16 protein-coding genes are annotated in these 16,198 nt (G+C 39.9%); 4 read left to right on the forward strand and 12 right to left on the reverse strand.

Going from position 1 to position 16,198, the window contains the following annotated elements; genetic code table 11:
- Window positions 1–55 precede the first annotated feature (55 nt).
- Window positions 56–3,028: a TonB-dependent receptor gene (locus PSR9079_RS07510; RefSeq protein WP_149980989.1), complete on the reverse strand. Its 2,973-nt coding sequence runs from the start codon at window positions 3,026–3,028 to the stop codon at window positions 56–58.
- A 483-nt stretch (window positions 3,029–3,511) separates the two neighbouring features.
- Between PSR9079_RS07510 and PSR9079_RS07515 the strand changes: the two genes are divergently transcribed.
- A complete protein-coding gene (locus PSR9079_RS07515; protein WP_246175505.1) occupies window positions 3,512–3,976 on the forward strand; it encodes a GNAT family N-acetyltransferase in 465 nt (154 codons plus the stop codon).
- 59 nt (window positions 3,977–4,035) lie between these two features.
- Here the strand turns inward: PSR9079_RS07515 and PSR9079_RS07520 are convergent, their stop codons facing one another.
- Both PSR9079_RS07520 and PSR9079_RS07525 read right to left on the reverse strand, forming a co-directional pair.
- Window positions 4,036–5,085: a GGDEF domain-containing protein gene (locus PSR9079_RS07520; RefSeq protein ID WP_179959154.1), complete on the reverse strand. Its 1,050-nt coding sequence runs from the start codon at window positions 5,083–5,085 to the stop codon at window positions 4,036–4,038.
- 221 nt (window positions 5,086–5,306) lie between these two features.
- Window positions 5,307–6,200: a TIGR01777 family oxidoreductase gene (locus PSR9079_RS07525; RefSeq protein WP_149980991.1), complete on the reverse strand. Its 894-nt coding sequence runs from the start codon at window positions 6,198–6,200 to the stop codon at window positions 5,307–5,309.
- A 134-nt stretch (window positions 6,201–6,334) separates the two neighbouring features.
- Between PSR9079_RS07525 and PSR9079_RS07530 the strand changes: the two genes are divergently transcribed.
- Window positions 6,335–7,375: an AI-2E family transporter gene (locus PSR9079_RS07530; RefSeq protein ID WP_149980992.1), complete on the forward strand. Its 1,041-nt coding sequence runs from the start codon at window positions 6,335–6,337 to the stop codon at window positions 7,373–7,375.
- Between the two features lie 12 nt (window positions 7,376–7,387).
- On the opposite strand, the gene PSR9079_RS07535 is transcribed toward PSR9079_RS07530, so the two are convergent.
- The 5 genes from PSR9079_RS07535 to PSR9079_RS07555 all read right to left on the reverse strand — a co-directional run bounded on the left by PSR9079_RS07535 (window position 7,388) and on the right by PSR9079_RS07555 (window position 10,578).
- On the reverse strand, window positions 7,388–7,798 hold the full coding sequence (locus tag PSR9079_RS07535) for a hypothetical protein (RefSeq protein ID WP_149980993.1): 411 nt from the start codon (window positions 7,796–7,798) through the stop codon (window positions 7,388–7,390).
- Window positions 7,785–9,122: an ATP-binding protein gene (locus PSR9079_RS07540; protein WP_149980994.1), complete on the reverse strand. Its 1,338-nt coding sequence runs from the start codon at window positions 9,120–9,122 to the stop codon at window positions 7,785–7,787. The genes PSR9079_RS07535 and PSR9079_RS07540 overlap by 14 nt, the downstream gene beginning before the upstream one ends.
- Window positions 9,116–9,790 carry a response regulator transcription factor gene (locus PSR9079_RS07545; protein WP_058558569.1) on the reverse strand — a complete coding sequence of 225 codons (675 nt, stop codon included), beginning with the start codon at window positions 9,788–9,790 and terminating at the stop codon, window positions 9,116–9,118. Before PSR9079_RS07545 ends, PSR9079_RS07540 begins: the two co-directional genes overlap by 7 nt.
- 3 nt (window positions 9,791–9,793) lie before the next feature.
- A complete protein-coding gene (locus tag PSR9079_RS07550) occupies window positions 9,794–10,057 on the reverse strand; it encodes a PepSY domain-containing protein (RefSeq protein WP_145233630.1) in 264 nt (87 codons plus the stop codon).
- A gap of 218 nt (window positions 10,058–10,275) precedes the next feature.
- The gene (locus tag PSR9079_RS07555) at window positions 10,276–10,578 is read right to left on the reverse strand and encodes a YciI family protein (protein ID WP_145233632.1); all 303 of its coding nucleotides are present in this window, start codon (window positions 10,576–10,578) and stop codon (window positions 10,276–10,278) included.
- 316 nt (window positions 10,579–10,894) lie between these two features.
- On the opposite strand from PSR9079_RS07555, the gene PSR9079_RS07560 reads away from it, so the two are divergent.
- A complete protein-coding gene (locus PSR9079_RS07560; protein WP_149980995.1) occupies window positions 10,895–12,319 on the forward strand; it encodes a sodium-dependent transporter in 1,425 nt (474 codons plus the stop codon).
- A 66-nt stretch (window positions 12,320–12,385) separates the two neighbouring features.
- Here PSR9079_RS07560 and PSR9079_RS07565 read toward each other — a convergent pair whose 3' ends face one another.
- Together PSR9079_RS07565 and PSR9079_RS07570 are read right to left on the reverse strand one after the other, a co-directional pair.
- The gene (locus PSR9079_RS07565) at window positions 12,386–13,027 is read right to left on the reverse strand and encodes a CPBP family intramembrane glutamic endopeptidase (protein WP_149980996.1); all 642 of its coding nucleotides are present in this window, start codon (window positions 13,025–13,027) and stop codon (window positions 12,386–12,388) included.
- 60 nt (window positions 13,028–13,087) lie between these two features.
- Entirely contained in the window at window positions 13,088–13,681 is a 594-nt protein-coding gene (locus tag PSR9079_RS07570; RefSeq protein WP_149980997.1) for an inner membrane-spanning protein YciB, read from the reverse strand.
- A 174-nt stretch (window positions 13,682–13,855) separates the two neighbouring features.
- Here PSR9079_RS07570 and PSR9079_RS07575 point away from each other — a divergent pair, with 174 nt between their 5' ends.
- Window positions 13,856–14,125, forward strand: coding sequence for an HU family DNA-binding protein (locus PSR9079_RS07575; RefSeq protein ID WP_149980998.1), 270 nt, complete (start codon window positions 13,856–13,858; stop codon window positions 14,123–14,125).
- Between the two features lie 60 nt (window positions 14,126–14,185).
- Here PSR9079_RS07575 and trpA read toward each other — a convergent pair whose 3' ends face one another.
- Entirely contained in the window at window positions 14,186–15,016 is an 831-nt protein-coding gene (gene trpA / locus PSR9079_RS07580; RefSeq protein WP_149980999.1) for a tryptophan synthase subunit alpha, read from the reverse strand.
- Window positions 15,013–16,197 carry a tryptophan synthase subunit beta gene (trpB, locus tag PSR9079_RS07585; protein WP_145233645.1) on the reverse strand — a complete coding sequence of 395 codons (1,185 nt, stop codon included), beginning with the start codon at window positions 16,195–16,197 and terminating at the stop codon, window positions 15,013–15,015. Before trpB ends, trpA begins: the two co-directional genes overlap by 4 nt.
- Window position 16,198 lies beyond the last annotated feature (1 nt).

Consider the following 16,198-nt stretch of genomic DNA (forward strand, 5'->3'; position numbering starts at 1 on the left):
CCGCTAACAACTAGCGGCTTAATACTCATGGCGTTAATGAGTCAATAACCCTTGCTTAGAAGTTATAACGCATACCAATATTATAGCGTGCACCATTTTGTTCTAAATTCCATAACTGTGCTTCATACCGGCCATGTTGGCGCATATTTTGTTCAGTAATGTTAAGCCCTTCGACAAAGAACGACATTTGTTCACTGTAGTTGTAAGCAATATTAAAATCAATTTGGTAATACTCTTCTGTAAAGCCCGGCTCGTTAACGTAACGGGCAGCACTGTTTAAGAATTTATCACGCCAGTTATAGGCGATACGCGCCTGAAACTTATCGTTTTCGTACATGGCTATAAAGTTAGCTGTGTCGCTTAAGCCAACAAGGGCAAATTGTGTGACGGTTGGATCAGCGGCTACATTATAATCAATATCACCATTTACTATGGTGTAGTTAGCTTGTAAGCCAAAACCCGTGTCGCCAAAGAAGTGTTGTACGGCAAATTCATAACCATCAATTTTGGCATCTTTACTGTTGGTTGGTACTTGTGCCGTAAAGTCCATCAGTGGGTCATCACTGTTTGGTAGAACGTCGTAAGCGGCTTCAAATTCTTCATAGCTCATCGAGTCAAATGCTACACCATTTTCCATTGCAGCGACCATTTGGAATAAATTTGAATCAGTAAACGCAAGACCTTGTGCCTCAAGCTCTGCTTTGGCTGCTTGTGCTCTTGGACCCGCAGATGCATCGCGTAAGCCGTAGTAGTTTTGAGTCATTGGTGATAGACCAATAAAATTATCTACTTTTTTATTAAAGTAACCAATCGACACATAACTTAGATCAGTGAAGTACCACTCAGCAGATACATCAAAATTATTCGATTCAAGTGGGACAAGGCTAGGGTTACCAGTTGCTGCTGGTGCATTAGTGGTGCCTGGAATGATCGAAGGGCCGGTAGGTACACCTACTGTTGCCGCAGAACTTAAATTGTCGTAAGTAGGGCGGGCAATAGTGGTACTGTAAGAGGCGCGAAGAGTCACATCCTCAATAACGTTAATGTTAAAATCTAAGCTAGGTAAAAAATGGTTATAGCTTGAGCTCAAGGAATAGTCATCTTTATTGGTGCCGTAACGCACATTAAAGTCGTTGTTACCTTCCCATGCAACTGCATCAGGTAAATCAATATTAGCAGTTGAGGTAATATCGGTTGTTTCGTAGCGCGCACCAATCACAAGGTTAAATACCATGCCATTGATTTCGTTACTGTAATTATATTGTACAAATGCCGCTTGAATATCTTCTTCAATAGTGCGATTTGTTGCAAACGCGCCATCAGCCGCAAAATTGAACCCGTATTGATCTGCCGCCCAGTAACCAATTTGTGAAGCACTACCGGTAAAGCCTTGATCAAATGAACCACTGGTATCGTAATCATCAAATTCGGCTAAAAAATTAGTTGGATCTAAATAGCCATCGGGTAGTTCACCAGGGTTTTCAATGCCCCAGTTACCCATTGTATTACGTGTTAGCGATTGTAAAGAGTGACTTTCCATTGAGCGTGACTCAATACCAAAGTCGATACTGCCGTTGTCTATGAGATAACTACCGTGTAGTCGAAATTCATCAACGGTTGATTCTTGACTTGCAAAGTTTGCATCTAAAATTGAGCTACCTACATCAGCTTGATCAAGCGCTCCTGAGCAGTTTAGATTTGTGCGACTACAGTCATCGAAATCTATTACCATAGAGGGTAAGTCACGGCTAAAGTCAACTTGTTGTGCGGCCACGACATTGGCACCTAAGCCTGCATTTATCCAACTACCATAAGGCGCATCGGGTTTGCTGGTGGCTTTTGAGCTGTGGGCATCAAACGTAAAGTTCAGTTGATCACTAAAGTAGTATTGAAGGTTTAAACCGATTGAATTATTTTCGTTTACTTGATTTTGCTCTTGTAATGCTAAGCCTAAGTCGCGAGTGGATAAGTCGCGGCGTTCTTCACGGTAATAAATCGGTGTTTTAACAGCATTGTCATCAAATGTTAAATGGGTTTTATAGTTATCCATCCAAATTGATTGCTCTGCACGGGCTTCAAATAACTCTTGCTGTGAGTAAGTATAATCAAGTGTTGCGGTAAATGAGTCAATTGGGCTGTACTGCAATGTTAATTGAGCATTAGTACGAGTTCGCTCACGATCTGCAATGGTGTAGCGTAAGTCTGATGGCATTGAATAATACTGGCCCATCGCAGGAGCATTTTCTAATACAATGTCATCTGCCGCTTGAGGGATGGTGCCATCATATTCTGTGGTGCGCCATTCGCCAACAAATGCCCCGGTTGCTGAACTATCACGCTGTTGCATACTTGCTGTGAGTGAAGCACCAAATTTAGCATCTTCATCTGTCCAGCTAAAGATCCCTGAAATTTCTGGAGTAACGTCATCGCCGACACGGTTAGTTGTATCGTGCTGTGCTTTAACACCAATATTGGCAACTAGACCAGGGTTATCAAGCGGACGAGCAGTATTGATATTAATGGTTGCACCAATGCCACCAGATGCGATGCTTGCTTTACCTGTTTTATATACTTCCACTGATTTCACACTTTCTGAGGCAAGATTAGCAAAATCATAAGCTCGAGAGTTTGGAGCACCACCGCCAGCAGGAAGAGAGGCCGCAGGCATTGTACGTCCGTTTAATGTCACCATATTATAATCTGGACCAAAACCACGCACCGTCACTTTAGAACCTTCACCATTGCTGCGATCAATTGAAACACCGGTAATGCGTTGCAGCGATTCAGCTAAATTAGTGTCTGGAAATTTACCAATGTCTTCTGCAGAAATGGCATCAACAACCCCAGAAGAGTAACGCTTAAGCTGAGTTGATTCTTTGATACTGCCTTTAAAACCGGTGACTTGAATCACTTCTAATTCACTTTGTTGTTCAACCTCGGCGGCAAACGTAGACATAGTGGTTGCGGCACCTAAAATCAAAGATAAGCTGGTGGCTAACTTTGTTTTCATTAAAATATGCTTGGACATTAGACTTCCCTCGTACTGTTATCATTATTATTTACTCGCCACAAAAATGCGGCGGTATCACTGTGTGTGGAAGCGCTTCCATAGTGGCTTGTATTGATTTCTGTGGAAGCGCTTCCAGAAAGGCTAGTGTAATTTTTATGTTGCGTCAACAACTGTGTTTAATTTATTGCAGCTAAAATGTATTAAATTTGTTTATTTGGATGTGGTTTTTATTGTTTTATATATAATTATCGGTCAATTATTTTTTATTTTCATCTTTGTAACTTTATTAGGTAAATGAGTGTTCGCATGGTTTTTATGCCCATAAATATGAAAACAACTGAACTTAAACGGGAGGCTAATTGAATGATGGAGTAGCAATTAGCATAAGCAAAAAGTACCTTATTGTTATTATCTAATTGCGGTTGGTATATTTATAACGTATTGTTTGTTATCAATTAACATGGAATATATCGTACTTCCCGCGATTAAGTAAGAGTCGTTATGTTGTTAACTCACGTCAGAAATACCCACATAAAAGAAATCATGTCATGGTTTTTAAATGATGAAGAAGTTCATGCATGGGCTGGGCCTAATTTTAGATACCCGTACGATTTTAATTCTTTCAAAAAGGGTTTAAAACTTGATGAAATAAACTCATTTGTATTGCTTGCTGATGATAATACGCTAATGGCTTTTGGTCAGTTTTATTTACGTATTGGTCGTTGTCATCTAGGTAGGTTAGTGGTTAACCCTGAGTATCGTGGCGGTGGCATTGTAGCAACACTAATTACGCAGCTCAGTGAACTAGGTCAATTAACTTTAGCTACGCAAACATGTTCTTTATTTGTATTAGCTCATAACAAAAGTGCGATTAAAGCGTATAAAAAACTTGGCTTTGTGCTTGCTGATTACCCAGAGCCAATACCACTTGCTAATTGTTTGTATATGACAAAGACACCAGGCTAAGTTTAATCAGTGGTTATATTCAGTGGACTCAGTGCTTAAAAAATTATAATTCAGTTCGGTTACATAACACCGTTGGCAACATGGTCGGTTTGTTGATCACTAATAACCACTTGATCTCTCCCTTTTGCTTTAGCGATATATAAGCGTTTATCGGCTTGATCTAACAATGTTTTAATTGAAGCATTGGCATCATAACTACTGCTAATTCCCACACTTACTGATAAATTAATAGTGTTTCCTTTAAAACGTAAGCTATGCCCTCTAATTGCATCACAGAGTTTTTGAGCAGTTACCTGAGCTTGATTAAGAGATTGATCAGGGAGTAATAAAGCAAACTCTTCACCACCAATTCGCGCAGCAATATCGTTATCATTTAGCTGTGCCATGATATGTTGCGCGATCCATTTAATAGCGGTATCACCTGTGCTGTGACCATATTTATCATTAACACTTTTGAAGTAATCAATATCGATCATAACTACCGAAAATGATTGCTGATATGCAACGCCTTGTTTGAGGAGTTTTTCACCTTGCATAAAAAAACCACGTCGATTTAAGAGGCGGGTGAGCACATCGTGATTGACTAGTCGCTGAAGGTTTTCTTCAATATTTACAAATAATAAAAACGGCAATACCAAAGCTGTAGCAGTCGCTAGAATGACATGGCTTACTAAAATTATTTGTAGCCAAAGACTATAATTAGTTGCAGAATTACTAACCAAAGGAGCTACTAACATAAATGCTTGTATATACATGATCAAACAATGGCTAATAAAACAGCCGGACAAGATTTTTTGTTGCATTGGTGCTACGCATTTCATCTTATGAACTAAACATGCGCCGTAAATAAAGAGTGTTGCAATAACAATACTTGTCACCAATTGGCCTGCTGTAATAGCATAGATTGGTAGTAACACAATTGCACTGACAATCACTAAGGTTAAAAAGTGCCGGTTAGTATTTTTAGTGAGGTTAGTTACTTTCTGCAAACCAATAAGCGCGAGTATAGGACTAATTATGATGCACATATCAGCCAGATAGTGCGTAATAAAAGGGCTATCAAGCACTATTCGCAGGCATGCTAAAATTTGCGCGGCCACAAATACCATACACGACCCGCCTAAGTATAAATAACAGGGTTGTTTTTTATAATTATAAACGGTAAAAAAAAAGCCGCCGATCAGGACATTCAAAAGTAATGATATGCTCATCACAGTAGGTAAATGTAGCATTATGAATCTGCCTTGTTTAATCGAGCTGCTTTAGTCACTGTTGTTATAATTATTATGTATTAGTATTTAAATAGCAAGGTAGTATTAAATTGCTGCATTTATTGTAATAGGTTTGTAAGTGCACTGTCTAATTTTTTATAACGAAAGCAATAGTTGCTATCAAGTGCTTTAGTTGGTTGTACATATTGTCCGTAAAGCAGCAAATCTGCCATTTCACCCATTACTAATTTTAGTACCCATGCTGGCATAGTTATTTTTGCTGGTCGATTTAATACCTTACCTAAACTTTGACTAAATTCGCTATTTGATACAGGTGTTGGAGCGGTCATATTAATTGCGCCGCTGAGTTGCACGTTATTGATAATATGTATAATTAAATTAATCATATCCTCGATATGTATCCATGACATGCCTTGCTGGCCATCAGCAATAGGACCACCTAGTGCTAATTTAAATGGTGGTAACATTTTGGCTAATGCACCACCATTGTTAGCTAAAACGATACCGGTACGTAATAAACATACTCGAGTATTGACTGATTCTGCTTGCAGGGCGGCTTGTTCCCAATCATGGCATAGTTGATGACTAAATTCAGGGGTCACATCAACAAAGCTTTCGTCAATTACACTGGTGGATTGGCGACCGTAAAATCCGACCGCACTGCCTGATATAAAAGTATGCGGCGGTGTATCGCATTGGTTAATTGCAGCGCTAATTTGTTGAGTGAGCGAAATACGGCTGTCTCGCAGTATTTGTTTTTGTTTGTCGCTCCAGCGTTTATTTACGATGGGTTCACCTGCTAAATTAATAATGCAATCGAGATTATTAAAATCAACCTCTTCAAGGGAGTCAGTCGCATGAATATTCTCACCTAACAGTTTTGTCGCATTTGCAGGATTGCGGGTGAGCACTGTCAATTGATGGTCTTTGTTCAGCTCAGGGCACAAATGACGACCGATCAGGCCTGTTGCGCCGGTTATTAAGATATGCATAGCAATATAAAACTCTTTTAGTAATTATTTATTGGTTATACGTAGGGTAGGCTGCTTTGATCACTTTGCAAATATTTCATTCTACAGACTTTTCACATACACTAGCTGCAGTTTATATTTTAAAGGATTGTAGTTTGGCTAGTTTAACTGGGGTAAACAAAAGTTTAGTTATCTTTGCAGCGTTGGTGGTTGCTTTAGCCGGTATTAAAGCAGCAAGTGTAATTGTCATTCCGTTTGTACTTGCAGCATTTATTGCCATTATTTGTAGTCCTTTATTAAGTTTTTTTGGTCGGTACAAAATACCTAAAGGCATCGCGATCATGCTAGTGATGTTGATGGTGGTTGGCTTAGGGGTTAGCCTTGCCAGCTTAGTCGGGCAATCATTGACTGACTTTTCACAGCATTTACCTGAATATAAAAGTAAGTTACAGGATGAGTTTATTTGGTTGGTTGATGTTGCTGCCAAGTACAATATTTTGCTCAATAAAGAGCAAGTTATATCAATGTTCGACCCGGGAAAAATGATTGATGTTGCCACCGGTATGCTGACTGGCTTAGGTGGCGTGATGGCAAATTTGTTCTTAATTATTTTAACTGTGGTATTTATGCTTTTTGAAGGGCCTATGCTTAGTCATAAAATTCATATGGCATTAGACGATCCTGATATGAAAATGCAGCAAATAGACCGTTTTTTAAATTCTATTAATTCTTATTTAGCGATCAAAACAGTGGTGAGTGTTGGTACTGGTGTATTAGCCGGGCTACTACTGTGGATCTTAAATGTTGACTACTTCGTGTTATGGGGAGTAATGGCATTTATGTTTAATTACATCCCTAATATTGGCTCTATTATTGCCGCTATCCCAGCTGTTTTATTAGCTTTGATCACACAAGGACCCTTGGTAGCAGGGATCGTAGGTGCAGGTTATTTAACTATTAATACCGTGATGGGTAATATAGTCGAACCAAAGTACATGGGCAAAGGTTTAGGGTTGTCGACTTTAGTGGTATTTTTATCACTGATCTTTTGGGGCTGGCTGATTGGCACTGTAGGTATGTTATTATCGGTGCCACTGACGATGATTGTTAAAATTGCCCTAGAAACTAGTGATGAAGGACGTTGGTTAGCGACTCTTTTGGGTAATGGTGAAGAAATCGAGTCACCGTCTAAATAGCCACAGTGGTGGTTAGATAGGTTGTTTTAATACAGTGATGTGCTGCTCTAACATACGCAATTCACAGCGTTTATATACAATAGCAGCTTGGGTGGCGTTAGGTACTTTGTGTAAATAACGCCATTTGCAGCTGTCTTCCACGTATTTATCATGACTAATAATGCTACGTTTAAAGATTGGTAGTAACTGAGTGTTACCGCTATCTTCTTGGATCTTATTTAAATCTAAAGTGATTTTATTTATCCAGGTTTGTTGAATGCGGGTTAAGCTTTCTATTTGTTTATCTAAACATTGAATATATTTTTTAGCTTCATCAGGTGTTGCTTGCTCAACGACAGTACATTGCTCTTCTGCTGCAAACGTTGTTGTACTCAGTGCTAAAAGTAGTGCTGAGATTGTTGTTAACCGACTATTTTTTATCATTATAGTTAAACTCTAAAATAAATTTCGCGCCGCCTAAGGTATCAGCATCTAAAATAGTCAGGGTACCGTGATACGACTTTACTAAATCTGACACAATCGCCATACCGACACCATGTCCGCTTTCGTAGGTGTCCAAGCGGGTACCTCGAGTAAGTAAGGATTCGCGTTTATCAATCGGCACACCGGGCCCATCATCACTAATAGCGATGGTGAGATTGCGTTTTTGAATGACTTGGATATCGACTTGTGAACGACAAGCTTTACAGGCGTTATCAATTAAGTTACCGAGTAGTTCGAGTAAATCAGTTTTGTCACCTAAAAAGTAATCTTTGTCTTTAACCGCATGGGTAAAAATAATATCTTTATCGCGGTAAACTTTACTCATTGCATTGAGGATTGAATCGAGCACCGGCTTAATGGCTGTTTGTTTTTTCCAAGTATCAGATGCACCTGTTGCAGCACGTTTTAATTGGTGTTCGATCATCACGTTTATACGGTCAAGCTGCTCTTGGGCATCGGCATCGTTGGCAAGCGGGCTCGATTTTAATACTGCCAGTGGCGTTTTAAGTGCGTGAGCTAAGTCACTTAAAGACGCACGATAGCGCTCTTTTTGGCGTTGCTGAGTTTCGAGTAATAAATTTAAATCGGCTTTTATAGTTTGCAGCTCAACAGGATAAAGTCCTTTAATTTCTTGAATATCACCCGACTCAATGGCTTTTATTTCTTTATCCAAGCGTTGCAATGGTCGCGCGCTCCAGACAAAGCCCACAGCCATTAATGCTGCGATGGCTACACCCATGACGTACATCCAGTTTACAAGGGTTTGTTTAAAACCATCCATTAACCGCAGTAGAGCATCATTGCGTTTTAATAAAATAAAGCGGGCATGCTCTGACTGGTCAATGTTATTTAAAATGACGGTGAGACTAAGTTGCCAATACACGGTATTTTTATATTCCACACGACGAAAATCAGCAGCGCCTGCTTTGGTCTCTAGTTCGTCAGGCACAAAGTTAACATTTACCGCCGACTCAGAGTGCCATACAGGCTGCTCTTCACGATAGATCATCGCATAAGTATCAGAATTTAAACGATTCAATTCAGGAGCTAAAATAGTGCTGGGCATGATAATGCCGCGCTCAGTAAAATCGACTTCTGAAATTAAAGAATATAAATGGGCTTCGAGGGTTTTTTCGGTGGCTTCGACTAATGAAGCGTAGTACGCCTTACCAATAGAGAAGAATAGGATAGGTAAAGCGACTAATAAAACAAAGACAAGGATAAATCCTTGCCTTACTTTTAACGGTATTTGCGATGCTACCACTGACTTTTAAGCCTGTAACCGCGTCCGCGTAGTGTTTCTACTGGATTTAAAGTACCATCAGGGTCAAGCTTTTTACGTAAGCGCAGTACGAATACTTCGATTACATTTGAATCTAAATCAAAGTCTTGATCATATATGTGCTCTGTAAGCTCAGATTTAGAAATTACTTTTTGTGGATTAACCATTAAATACTCAAGCACTTTGTATTCGTATGCGGTGAGACTTAGCTCTCGGTCATCAACCCACACTTGTTGTGAGCGGGTATGAATTTTAATAGGCCCAGCAGTCATTTCAGGATTTGCTTTACCTGCGCTACGACGGATCAACGCATTACAACGCGCTATTAACTCTTCAACATGAAATGGTTTAGTTAAATAGTCATCAGCACCAGCATCAAGTCCTTCAACTTTATCTTGCCAACGGTCACGTGCTGTTAAAATCAGGATTGGAATGGTGACCCCTTGTGCACGGGCTTTATTGATCAGTTCAATACCATCGATTTTTGGTAAGCCTAAATCAACTACCGCCATATCAAGAGGATATTCTGTGATGTGAAATAAACCAGCTTCGCCATCATGACAGAGATCGACACTATAACGTTCTTTTTCTAATGCATTACGCAGATTGTCTGCTAAGTGTAAATCATCTTCAATTACTAAAATTCGCATTTCTTAATCCTTCTTCACTTCGCCGGTCTTTTTATTGACATGAACGTCGACGACATGGCCGTCCGATTTTAATATTCTTACAGTATAAATATCGTTAAGTACGGTAATTTTAAGAGTTTTACCATCTTCGACTTTTTTAGCAAGCTCAACAGCTTGTTTTTTATTGATCTCAGCTTTATTGACTTGAGATGCAGCTTGGCTACTAGTCGAAAAAACACTCGAAAATAGCACAGTGATGGCGACGCTGAGAGCTAACACAGTACGCATGATGAGAAACTCCTAAACCAGACCTGAATAGTTTAATGAACCAAGTAGCTATAATTCAAGTGAAAAATCACTAAATCTGATGATTCAATGCAACAGAGTTTAATTAACATCCGGTGAACAAACACTGAATTGTGGTGATTTGGCTCTAAGTCTTATAGCCTTTGTATTAAATTCTGGTTCATTTAAACAGTGTAATCCAGTTTGGTTGTTGGTTTTACTTAGCCAGGAAAAACTTTTTTAAACGGTTTAACTTGTGAGTTTTCATATACGCCACCGTTTACGTAAGGATCTGCTGCAGCCCATTCGCGAGCGGCTTCTAATGAGCTAAATTCTGCAATCACTAAAGAGCCAGTAAAACCAGCGTCAGCTGGCTCGGCGCTATCAATGGCAGGTAATGGACCTGCTGTCAGTAATCGGCCTTGCTCGTCTAATTCTTGCAAGCGTGCTAAATGAGCAGGGCGGGCGGCTTTTCTTAATTCTAAGCTATTTTCAACATCAGTTGAGTAAATCATATACAACATGGTGTGTTCTCTGGATTTCAATATTATTGGAATTATGCTGATATTAGCACAGCAAAATTAATAGGCGAATAAATTACGATTAGTTTAGAGCGCTATTAAAGCGCGAAAGCTTTACGCTGTTTTTAGTTAACTTTCGAGGCTGTAAATTGATGCTGCGATTTAATCACTGTTAGCTTGAACAAATTTTAATCTTAAAAGAACAACAACCTCTAAGGTTTACAGTATCATTATATTTTTAAGCGGAATCTGCTTGAAAAGCCCAGCACAACACTGGTAGAGTCGCTTGAATGGTACAAAATAATAATAAGGTTTTTAAATGAGCGATACTCGTGAGCATTTTAGCTCCCGCCTCGGATTTATATTAGCAGCTGCTGGCTCTGCGGTCGGTATTGGTAACTTGGTTGGTTTTCCAGTCTCAGCAACAAAAAATGGTGGTGGTGCTTTTTTGCTCGTTTACGCGCTATTTGTTGTGTTTATTTGTTTGCCGGTAATGATGGCAGAGATGGCAATGGGACGCCAAGCACAAAAAGATCCACTAGGCTCTTACAAGTTATTATCTGGTAATGATACTAAGTGGAGTTTTGCTGGCTTTTTAGCAGTATTAACCCCGTTTATGATTGCTGTGTTTTATATGGTTATCACGGTATGGATTTTTGGTTATTTAAGCCAAGTTGCGGTTGGTAACTTAGATGTGTTGGCTGATCCAAAAAGCTTTGGGGTGTTTATTAATAGTTCCAGCGTGTTTGCGTATATGGCTGCCGTGGCATTAATTGTTAATTTGATTTTAGTCGGTGGTGTTAAGCAAGGGATTGAAAAAGCAGCTAAGTTTTTAATGCCCGCATTGTTTGTATTGCTAATCGCATTAGTGGCGTATGTACTGACACTAGACAATGCTATTGCTGGCGTTAAGTACTATATTATCCCTGATTTTTCTAAGATGAATGCCAGTGTCTTGAACGGTGCATTAGCGCAAGCGTTTTTCTCATTGTCGTTGGGTATGGGTATATTGATGACTTACGCTTCATATATCTCGAAAAAGGATGACATTGTTGGCAGTGCTAAAATGGTTGCACTGACTGACTCACTGGTGGCGTTTATTGCCGGTCTTATGGTGCTACCAGCTATCTTTAGCTTTAACCCAGATACTGATCCTACTAAATTGTCTGACTCATCTGTGTCGATGATTTTTGAGTTCTTACCAAAGATTTTACTCGCGCTACAAACTGATATTGGCTATGTCGGTGCATCAATTGTTGCGTTTGTGTTTTTCTTGCTGGTATTTTTTGCTGCAATTACCTCGTTGGTATCCATCGTTGAGGTGCCAACAGCTACGCTAAGTGACCGTAAAGGCATAAGTCGTAAAATGGCGTTACTGATATTAACTGGTAGCATCGGTGTACTGACAGTGTTATGTACTATGTCGTTTGGTATGGTTGAAGGGTTAACTTCATTTACTAACTATGGCGGAGCGTCTAAAAGCTTATTTGATATTGTGTATGATGTATTTTACGACACTATCTTGCCATTGAATGGTTTAATGGTGTGTTTATTCGTGATGTATCGCTGGAAAAAAGTACGTTTAAGTGAAGAGCTAAGCCAAGGTTGTCCAGGCTATGCAGGTAGCTTTACTGAAAAATACGTTAATTTTTCGCTATCAACCTTTATTCCGGTAATTTTAGTAGTTATATTTATTAATACCGTAGCGACTAAGTTTTTTGCTATGAGCATTTTCGGTTTTTAATAAATACAATTAATTGAGCTTCCCATAATTAAGCCGTGTTAAGCATCATTAGCACGGCTTTTTCAGTTAAGGGATTGTTGCCGAATCTAAGTACTGACCTATTCCTAATGTAAACATCCACAGTCCCCATAAGCTATGTTCGATAACACAGACAAACGTGGAGCGGCTTTGAGCATAGGTAAATGCAAATAATAACCCGCCTATAAATGCCAGTAGTACTGCTACCCAATTAGCATAAACAATATGTGCTAAAGCAAATACTGTGGCGCTAACAATTATGCGCACCGTTTTTTTTGGCATGATGCGTTTATAACGATGAAAAAAATAGGTTCGAAATATCAACTCTTGCGGCATGACTGACAATAACGGATAGAACGCGAGTAACATTAACCAGTCATTAAATGAGTTTCGAGGCAGCATAAACCAGTTACCTTGATTAATGATCCCGTAAAAAACCCCTGAAAACAGTGCGCCGATAAAAAAGAAACTAAACAGTCGGCGTTTCACTGCGGAAAATTGACCAAGGCTGGTAAGTCTAAAGCGTTTAAAGTGGGGATCGCCTAGCAGCAACATACCGCAGACACTCATTAACACGATTAACGCGGGGATCAGCCAATTAGCAAGGTAGGCACGAAGGTAAAAACCCAGCAAAGGAAGGCATACAAATATAAAGGTAAATTCAAACCAGCGGTATTGATTGGCGTTCAAGGTCGTCTCAGCGTGATTTTGTATACTAGGCTAACAAGCTAAGACGACATATTTATGACATTAAGAGCGCTTTTTATTGTCTACTTTGGCCTCATCTTCATCGGGTAAATATTTATACAACATGATGATAGTGGCAAAAAGACTGATAAATGTGATCCCCATTAAGCCAAACACTTTAAAGTTAACCCAAAAATCGAGAGAAAAGTTATAAGCGATATAGATATTTAACGCTGATATTCCCGCTGTGATCGCTATCCACAATATGTTGAGTTTATCCCAAAGCGACTCAGGTACGGTAATTTCTTGCTCAGAGTCTGATGCATTATTTAAAATGGCACTGAGTGCTTGTTTAACTAAATTTTTACCAAGAAAGTAGCGACTGATCAATAAGCTTAATGAGAGCACAGCGTAGATGATTGTGGCTTTCCACTTTACAAATTGTTCATCATGAAACACCAGTGTAAGAGTGCCTAAAATCACTGCAATGGCAAAAAATAACCATTGGCGTGTAGGTACTTTGCCTATTTTAAAATAAGAATAAGCGACCTGCAGAAAAGTGGTGCCCATTAATAATGCCGTTGCCCAGTAAATATCAACTAACTTGAATACCGCAAAAAATAAAATTAGCGGAATAAACTCAATTATTGCATGCATAGAATGCCCAAAAATTTAAAACCAAAAATAGTTGCAGAGGTTGTACCAACTTATTGTGTTGTTTACAAGGTTGACTTAGTAGTTACTAACCCTTAGCCTGCGTGCCTTTGTATTCAATCATTACCAAAATCTGCTGAACAGTGACTGAGTAAGCGGTATTTTTAGGAGCATTTTATGAATAAAGCACAACTGATTAGTGCAATGTCTGCACACAGTGAATTAACTAAAAAAGATTCTCAAGCGGCGTTATCAAGCATGCTTGCAGCCATCACTAAATCATTATCAGAAGGTGATCAAGTGCAAGTAAATGGCTTTGGCACGTTTGCGTTAAGTTATTATCCCGCACGCACAGGACGCAACCCACAAACGGGAGAGGCAATAGACATTGAAGGCGCTAACAAGCCTGTATTTAAAGCAGCAAAAGCGTTGAAAGAGAGTATTTAACGCGTTTGATTACCAGAAAAGGGCCGCAACAGGCCCTTTTCTTATTTTCGAAGTATGAACTTACAGCGCAGTTGCAGCTTTCATGCTCGCTACGAACTGTTGTAAACCACTGAGCATAGCTTGAGGGGTATCGAGATTCGCTTCAATAATTTTCACTACCGCCGAGCCAGATATAGCACCCGCTGCACCGGCATTAAGTGCTGCTTTTACATCATCAGGGGTTGAAATCCCAAAACCTAATAACGCAGGGGCGCTGTGGTATTCTTTTAGTTTAGTGACAATTGATGTCGCCGGCATTTGTGCTTTAGTTTCTGTGCCTGTTACACCCGCACGAGATAGCAAATAAGTATAACCACGGCCATAAGAGGCACATTCGCGTAAAGTGTCATCAGGTGCGTTAGGCGTGGCTATAAAAATGGGGTCAATGCCATTACTCATTGCCGCTTTGCGAAACATTTTAGATTCATGAAGCGGCACATCTGCAACTAGAATTGAGTCAACGCCAACTGCTTTGGCATCTTGGTAAAAAGCCTCTAAACCGCGTTTAAACACTAAGTTCGAATACAACAATAAACCAATTGGGATATCAGCATTGTACTGGCGTACTTGCTTGATGATATCAAAGCAATCTTGGGTATTTATATTTACTTTAAGGGCGCGAATATTGGCAGCTTGAATAACTGGACCATCTGCTATTGGGTCTGAAAATGGAATACCCAGCTCTAAGCCATCAGCGCCGCCATCAATTAAGCTTTTGATTATTTCAACGCTCAGTTCTTTATTTGGATCGCCAATTGTAACAAACGGCACAAATGCACCTTGATTTAGCTCGCTTAAACGGGCGAACATTTTACCGTAGCGGTCTGTTTTTTGAATTGCTGTCTGGCTCATAACTGATCCCCTTTAGAAAGTACATCCATAACGTGTGATAAGTCTTTGTCGCCGCGACCACTTAAATTCACTACTAAAATTGACTCTTCAGTTTGCTGCTCTGCATACTTCAGTGCGTAAGCTAGTGCATGACTTGATTCGAGCGCAGGAATAATCCCTTCGTTTTTAGCCAGTAATTGGAATGCTTCTAATGCTTCGGTATCTGTAATACCCACATATTGCGCACGGCCAGTTTCATGTAAAAACGCATGTTGTGGGCCAACAGCTGGGTAATCAAGACCCGCTGAGACAGAATATGATTCCTCAATCTGACCATCATCATTTTGCATTATATATGTATAAGTACCGTGCAAAATACCTTTAGTTCCTTTACAGATTGTTGCACCGTGCTCGTGGGTATCAAGCCCTTTGCCAGCGGGCTCTACGCCAATGAGTTTTACACTTGGCTCGTCAATAAAATCTGTAAACATACCAATGGCGTTAGAGCCACCGCCTACACAAGCAAGCACCGCATCAGGTAGGCGACCTTCAGCTTTTAATACTTGTTGTTTCGCTTCTTCACCAATCACTTTTTGGAACTCACGAACGATGGTAGGGAATGGGTGAGGACCTGCAGCAGTACCAAGTAAGTAATGCGCTTCTTTATAATTTGCTGACCAATCACGAAGCGCTTCGTTTACGGCATCTTTTAATGTGCCAGAGCCTGCAGTAACCGGGATCACTTCAGCGCCCATTAGTTTCATTCTAAATACGTTTGGTTGTTGGCGTGCCACGTCTTTAGCGCCCATATAAATACGGCATTTTAAACCAAGTAATGCACACGCAAGTGCCGTTGCAACGCCGTGTTGGCCTGCGCCTGTTTCAGCAATAACTTGTTTTTTACCCATGCGTTGAGTTAATAGTGCTTGGCCTAACACCTGATTCGTTTTGTGCGCGCCACCGTGCAGTAAATCTTCACGCTTTAAGTATAATTTTACTTTTGGGTTTTTAATTAAGTTACGCGTTAATGTCAGCGGCGTAGGACGGCCTGCATATTCATTAAGTAACTTTTCCAGTTCAGCTTGAAAAGCCGGATCTGTTTGCGATTTATTAAATTCGTTTTCGAGTTGTTTAAGTGCTGGTACTAGCAATTCTGGGACAAACATGCCGCCAAATTCGCCGAAATAAGCTGGATTATTCATA

It is taken from the genome of Pseudoalteromonas rhizosphaerae, from assembly GCF_902498845.1.
Lineage (GTDB): Bacteria > Pseudomonadota > Gammaproteobacteria > Enterobacterales > Alteromonadaceae > Pseudoalteromonas > Pseudoalteromonas rhizosphaerae.

Coding starts and splice junctions, on each gene's coding strand:
- PSR9079_RS07525 (WP_149980991.1), bottom strand. CDS start 6,200: ATGCATATCTTAATAACCGGCGCAACAGGCCTGATCGGTCGTCATTTG.
- PSR9079_RS07560 (WP_149980995.1), top strand. CDS start 10,895: ATGAGCGATACTCGTGAGCATTTTAGCTCCCGCCTCGGATTTATATTA.
- PSR9079_RS07535 (WP_149980993.1), bottom strand. CDS start 7,798: ATGATAAAAAATAGTCGGTTAACAACAATCTCAGCACTACTTTTAGCA.
- PSR9079_RS07520 (WP_179959154.1), bottom strand. CDS start 5,085: ATGGTATTTGTGGCCGCGCAAATTTTAGCATGCCTGCGAATAGTGCTT.
- PSR9079_RS07515 (WP_246175505.1), top strand. CDS start 3,512: ATGTTGTTAACTCACGTCAGAAATACCCACATAAAAGAAATCATGTCA.
- PSR9079_RS07575 (WP_149980998.1), top strand. CDS start 13,856: ATGAATAAAGCACAACTGATTAGTGCAATGTCTGCACACAGTGAATTA.
- PSR9079_RS07510 (WP_149980989.1), bottom strand. CDS start 3,028: ATGTCCAAGCATATTTTAATGAAAACAAAGTTAGCCACCAGCTTATCT.
- trpB (WP_145233645.1), bottom strand. CDS start 16,197: ATGAATAATCCAGCTTATTTCGGCGAATTTGGCGGCATGTTTGTCCCA.
- PSR9079_RS07570 (WP_149980997.1), bottom strand. CDS start 13,681: ATGCATGCAATAATTGAGTTTATTCCGCTAATTTTATTTTTTGCGGTA.
- PSR9079_RS07545 (WP_058558569.1), bottom strand. CDS start 9,790: ATGCGAATTTTAGTAATTGAAGATGATTTACACTTAGCAGACAATCTG.
- PSR9079_RS07555 (WP_145233632.1), bottom strand. CDS start 10,578: ATGTTGTATATGATTTACTCAACTGATGTTGAAAATAGCTTAGAATTA.
- PSR9079_RS07550 (WP_145233630.1), bottom strand. CDS start 10,057: ATGCGTACTGTGTTAGCTCTCAGCGTCGCCATCACTGTGCTATTTTCG.
- trpA (WP_149980999.1), bottom strand. CDS start 15,016: ATGAGCCAGACAGCAATTCAAAAAACAGACCGCTACGGTAAAATGTTC.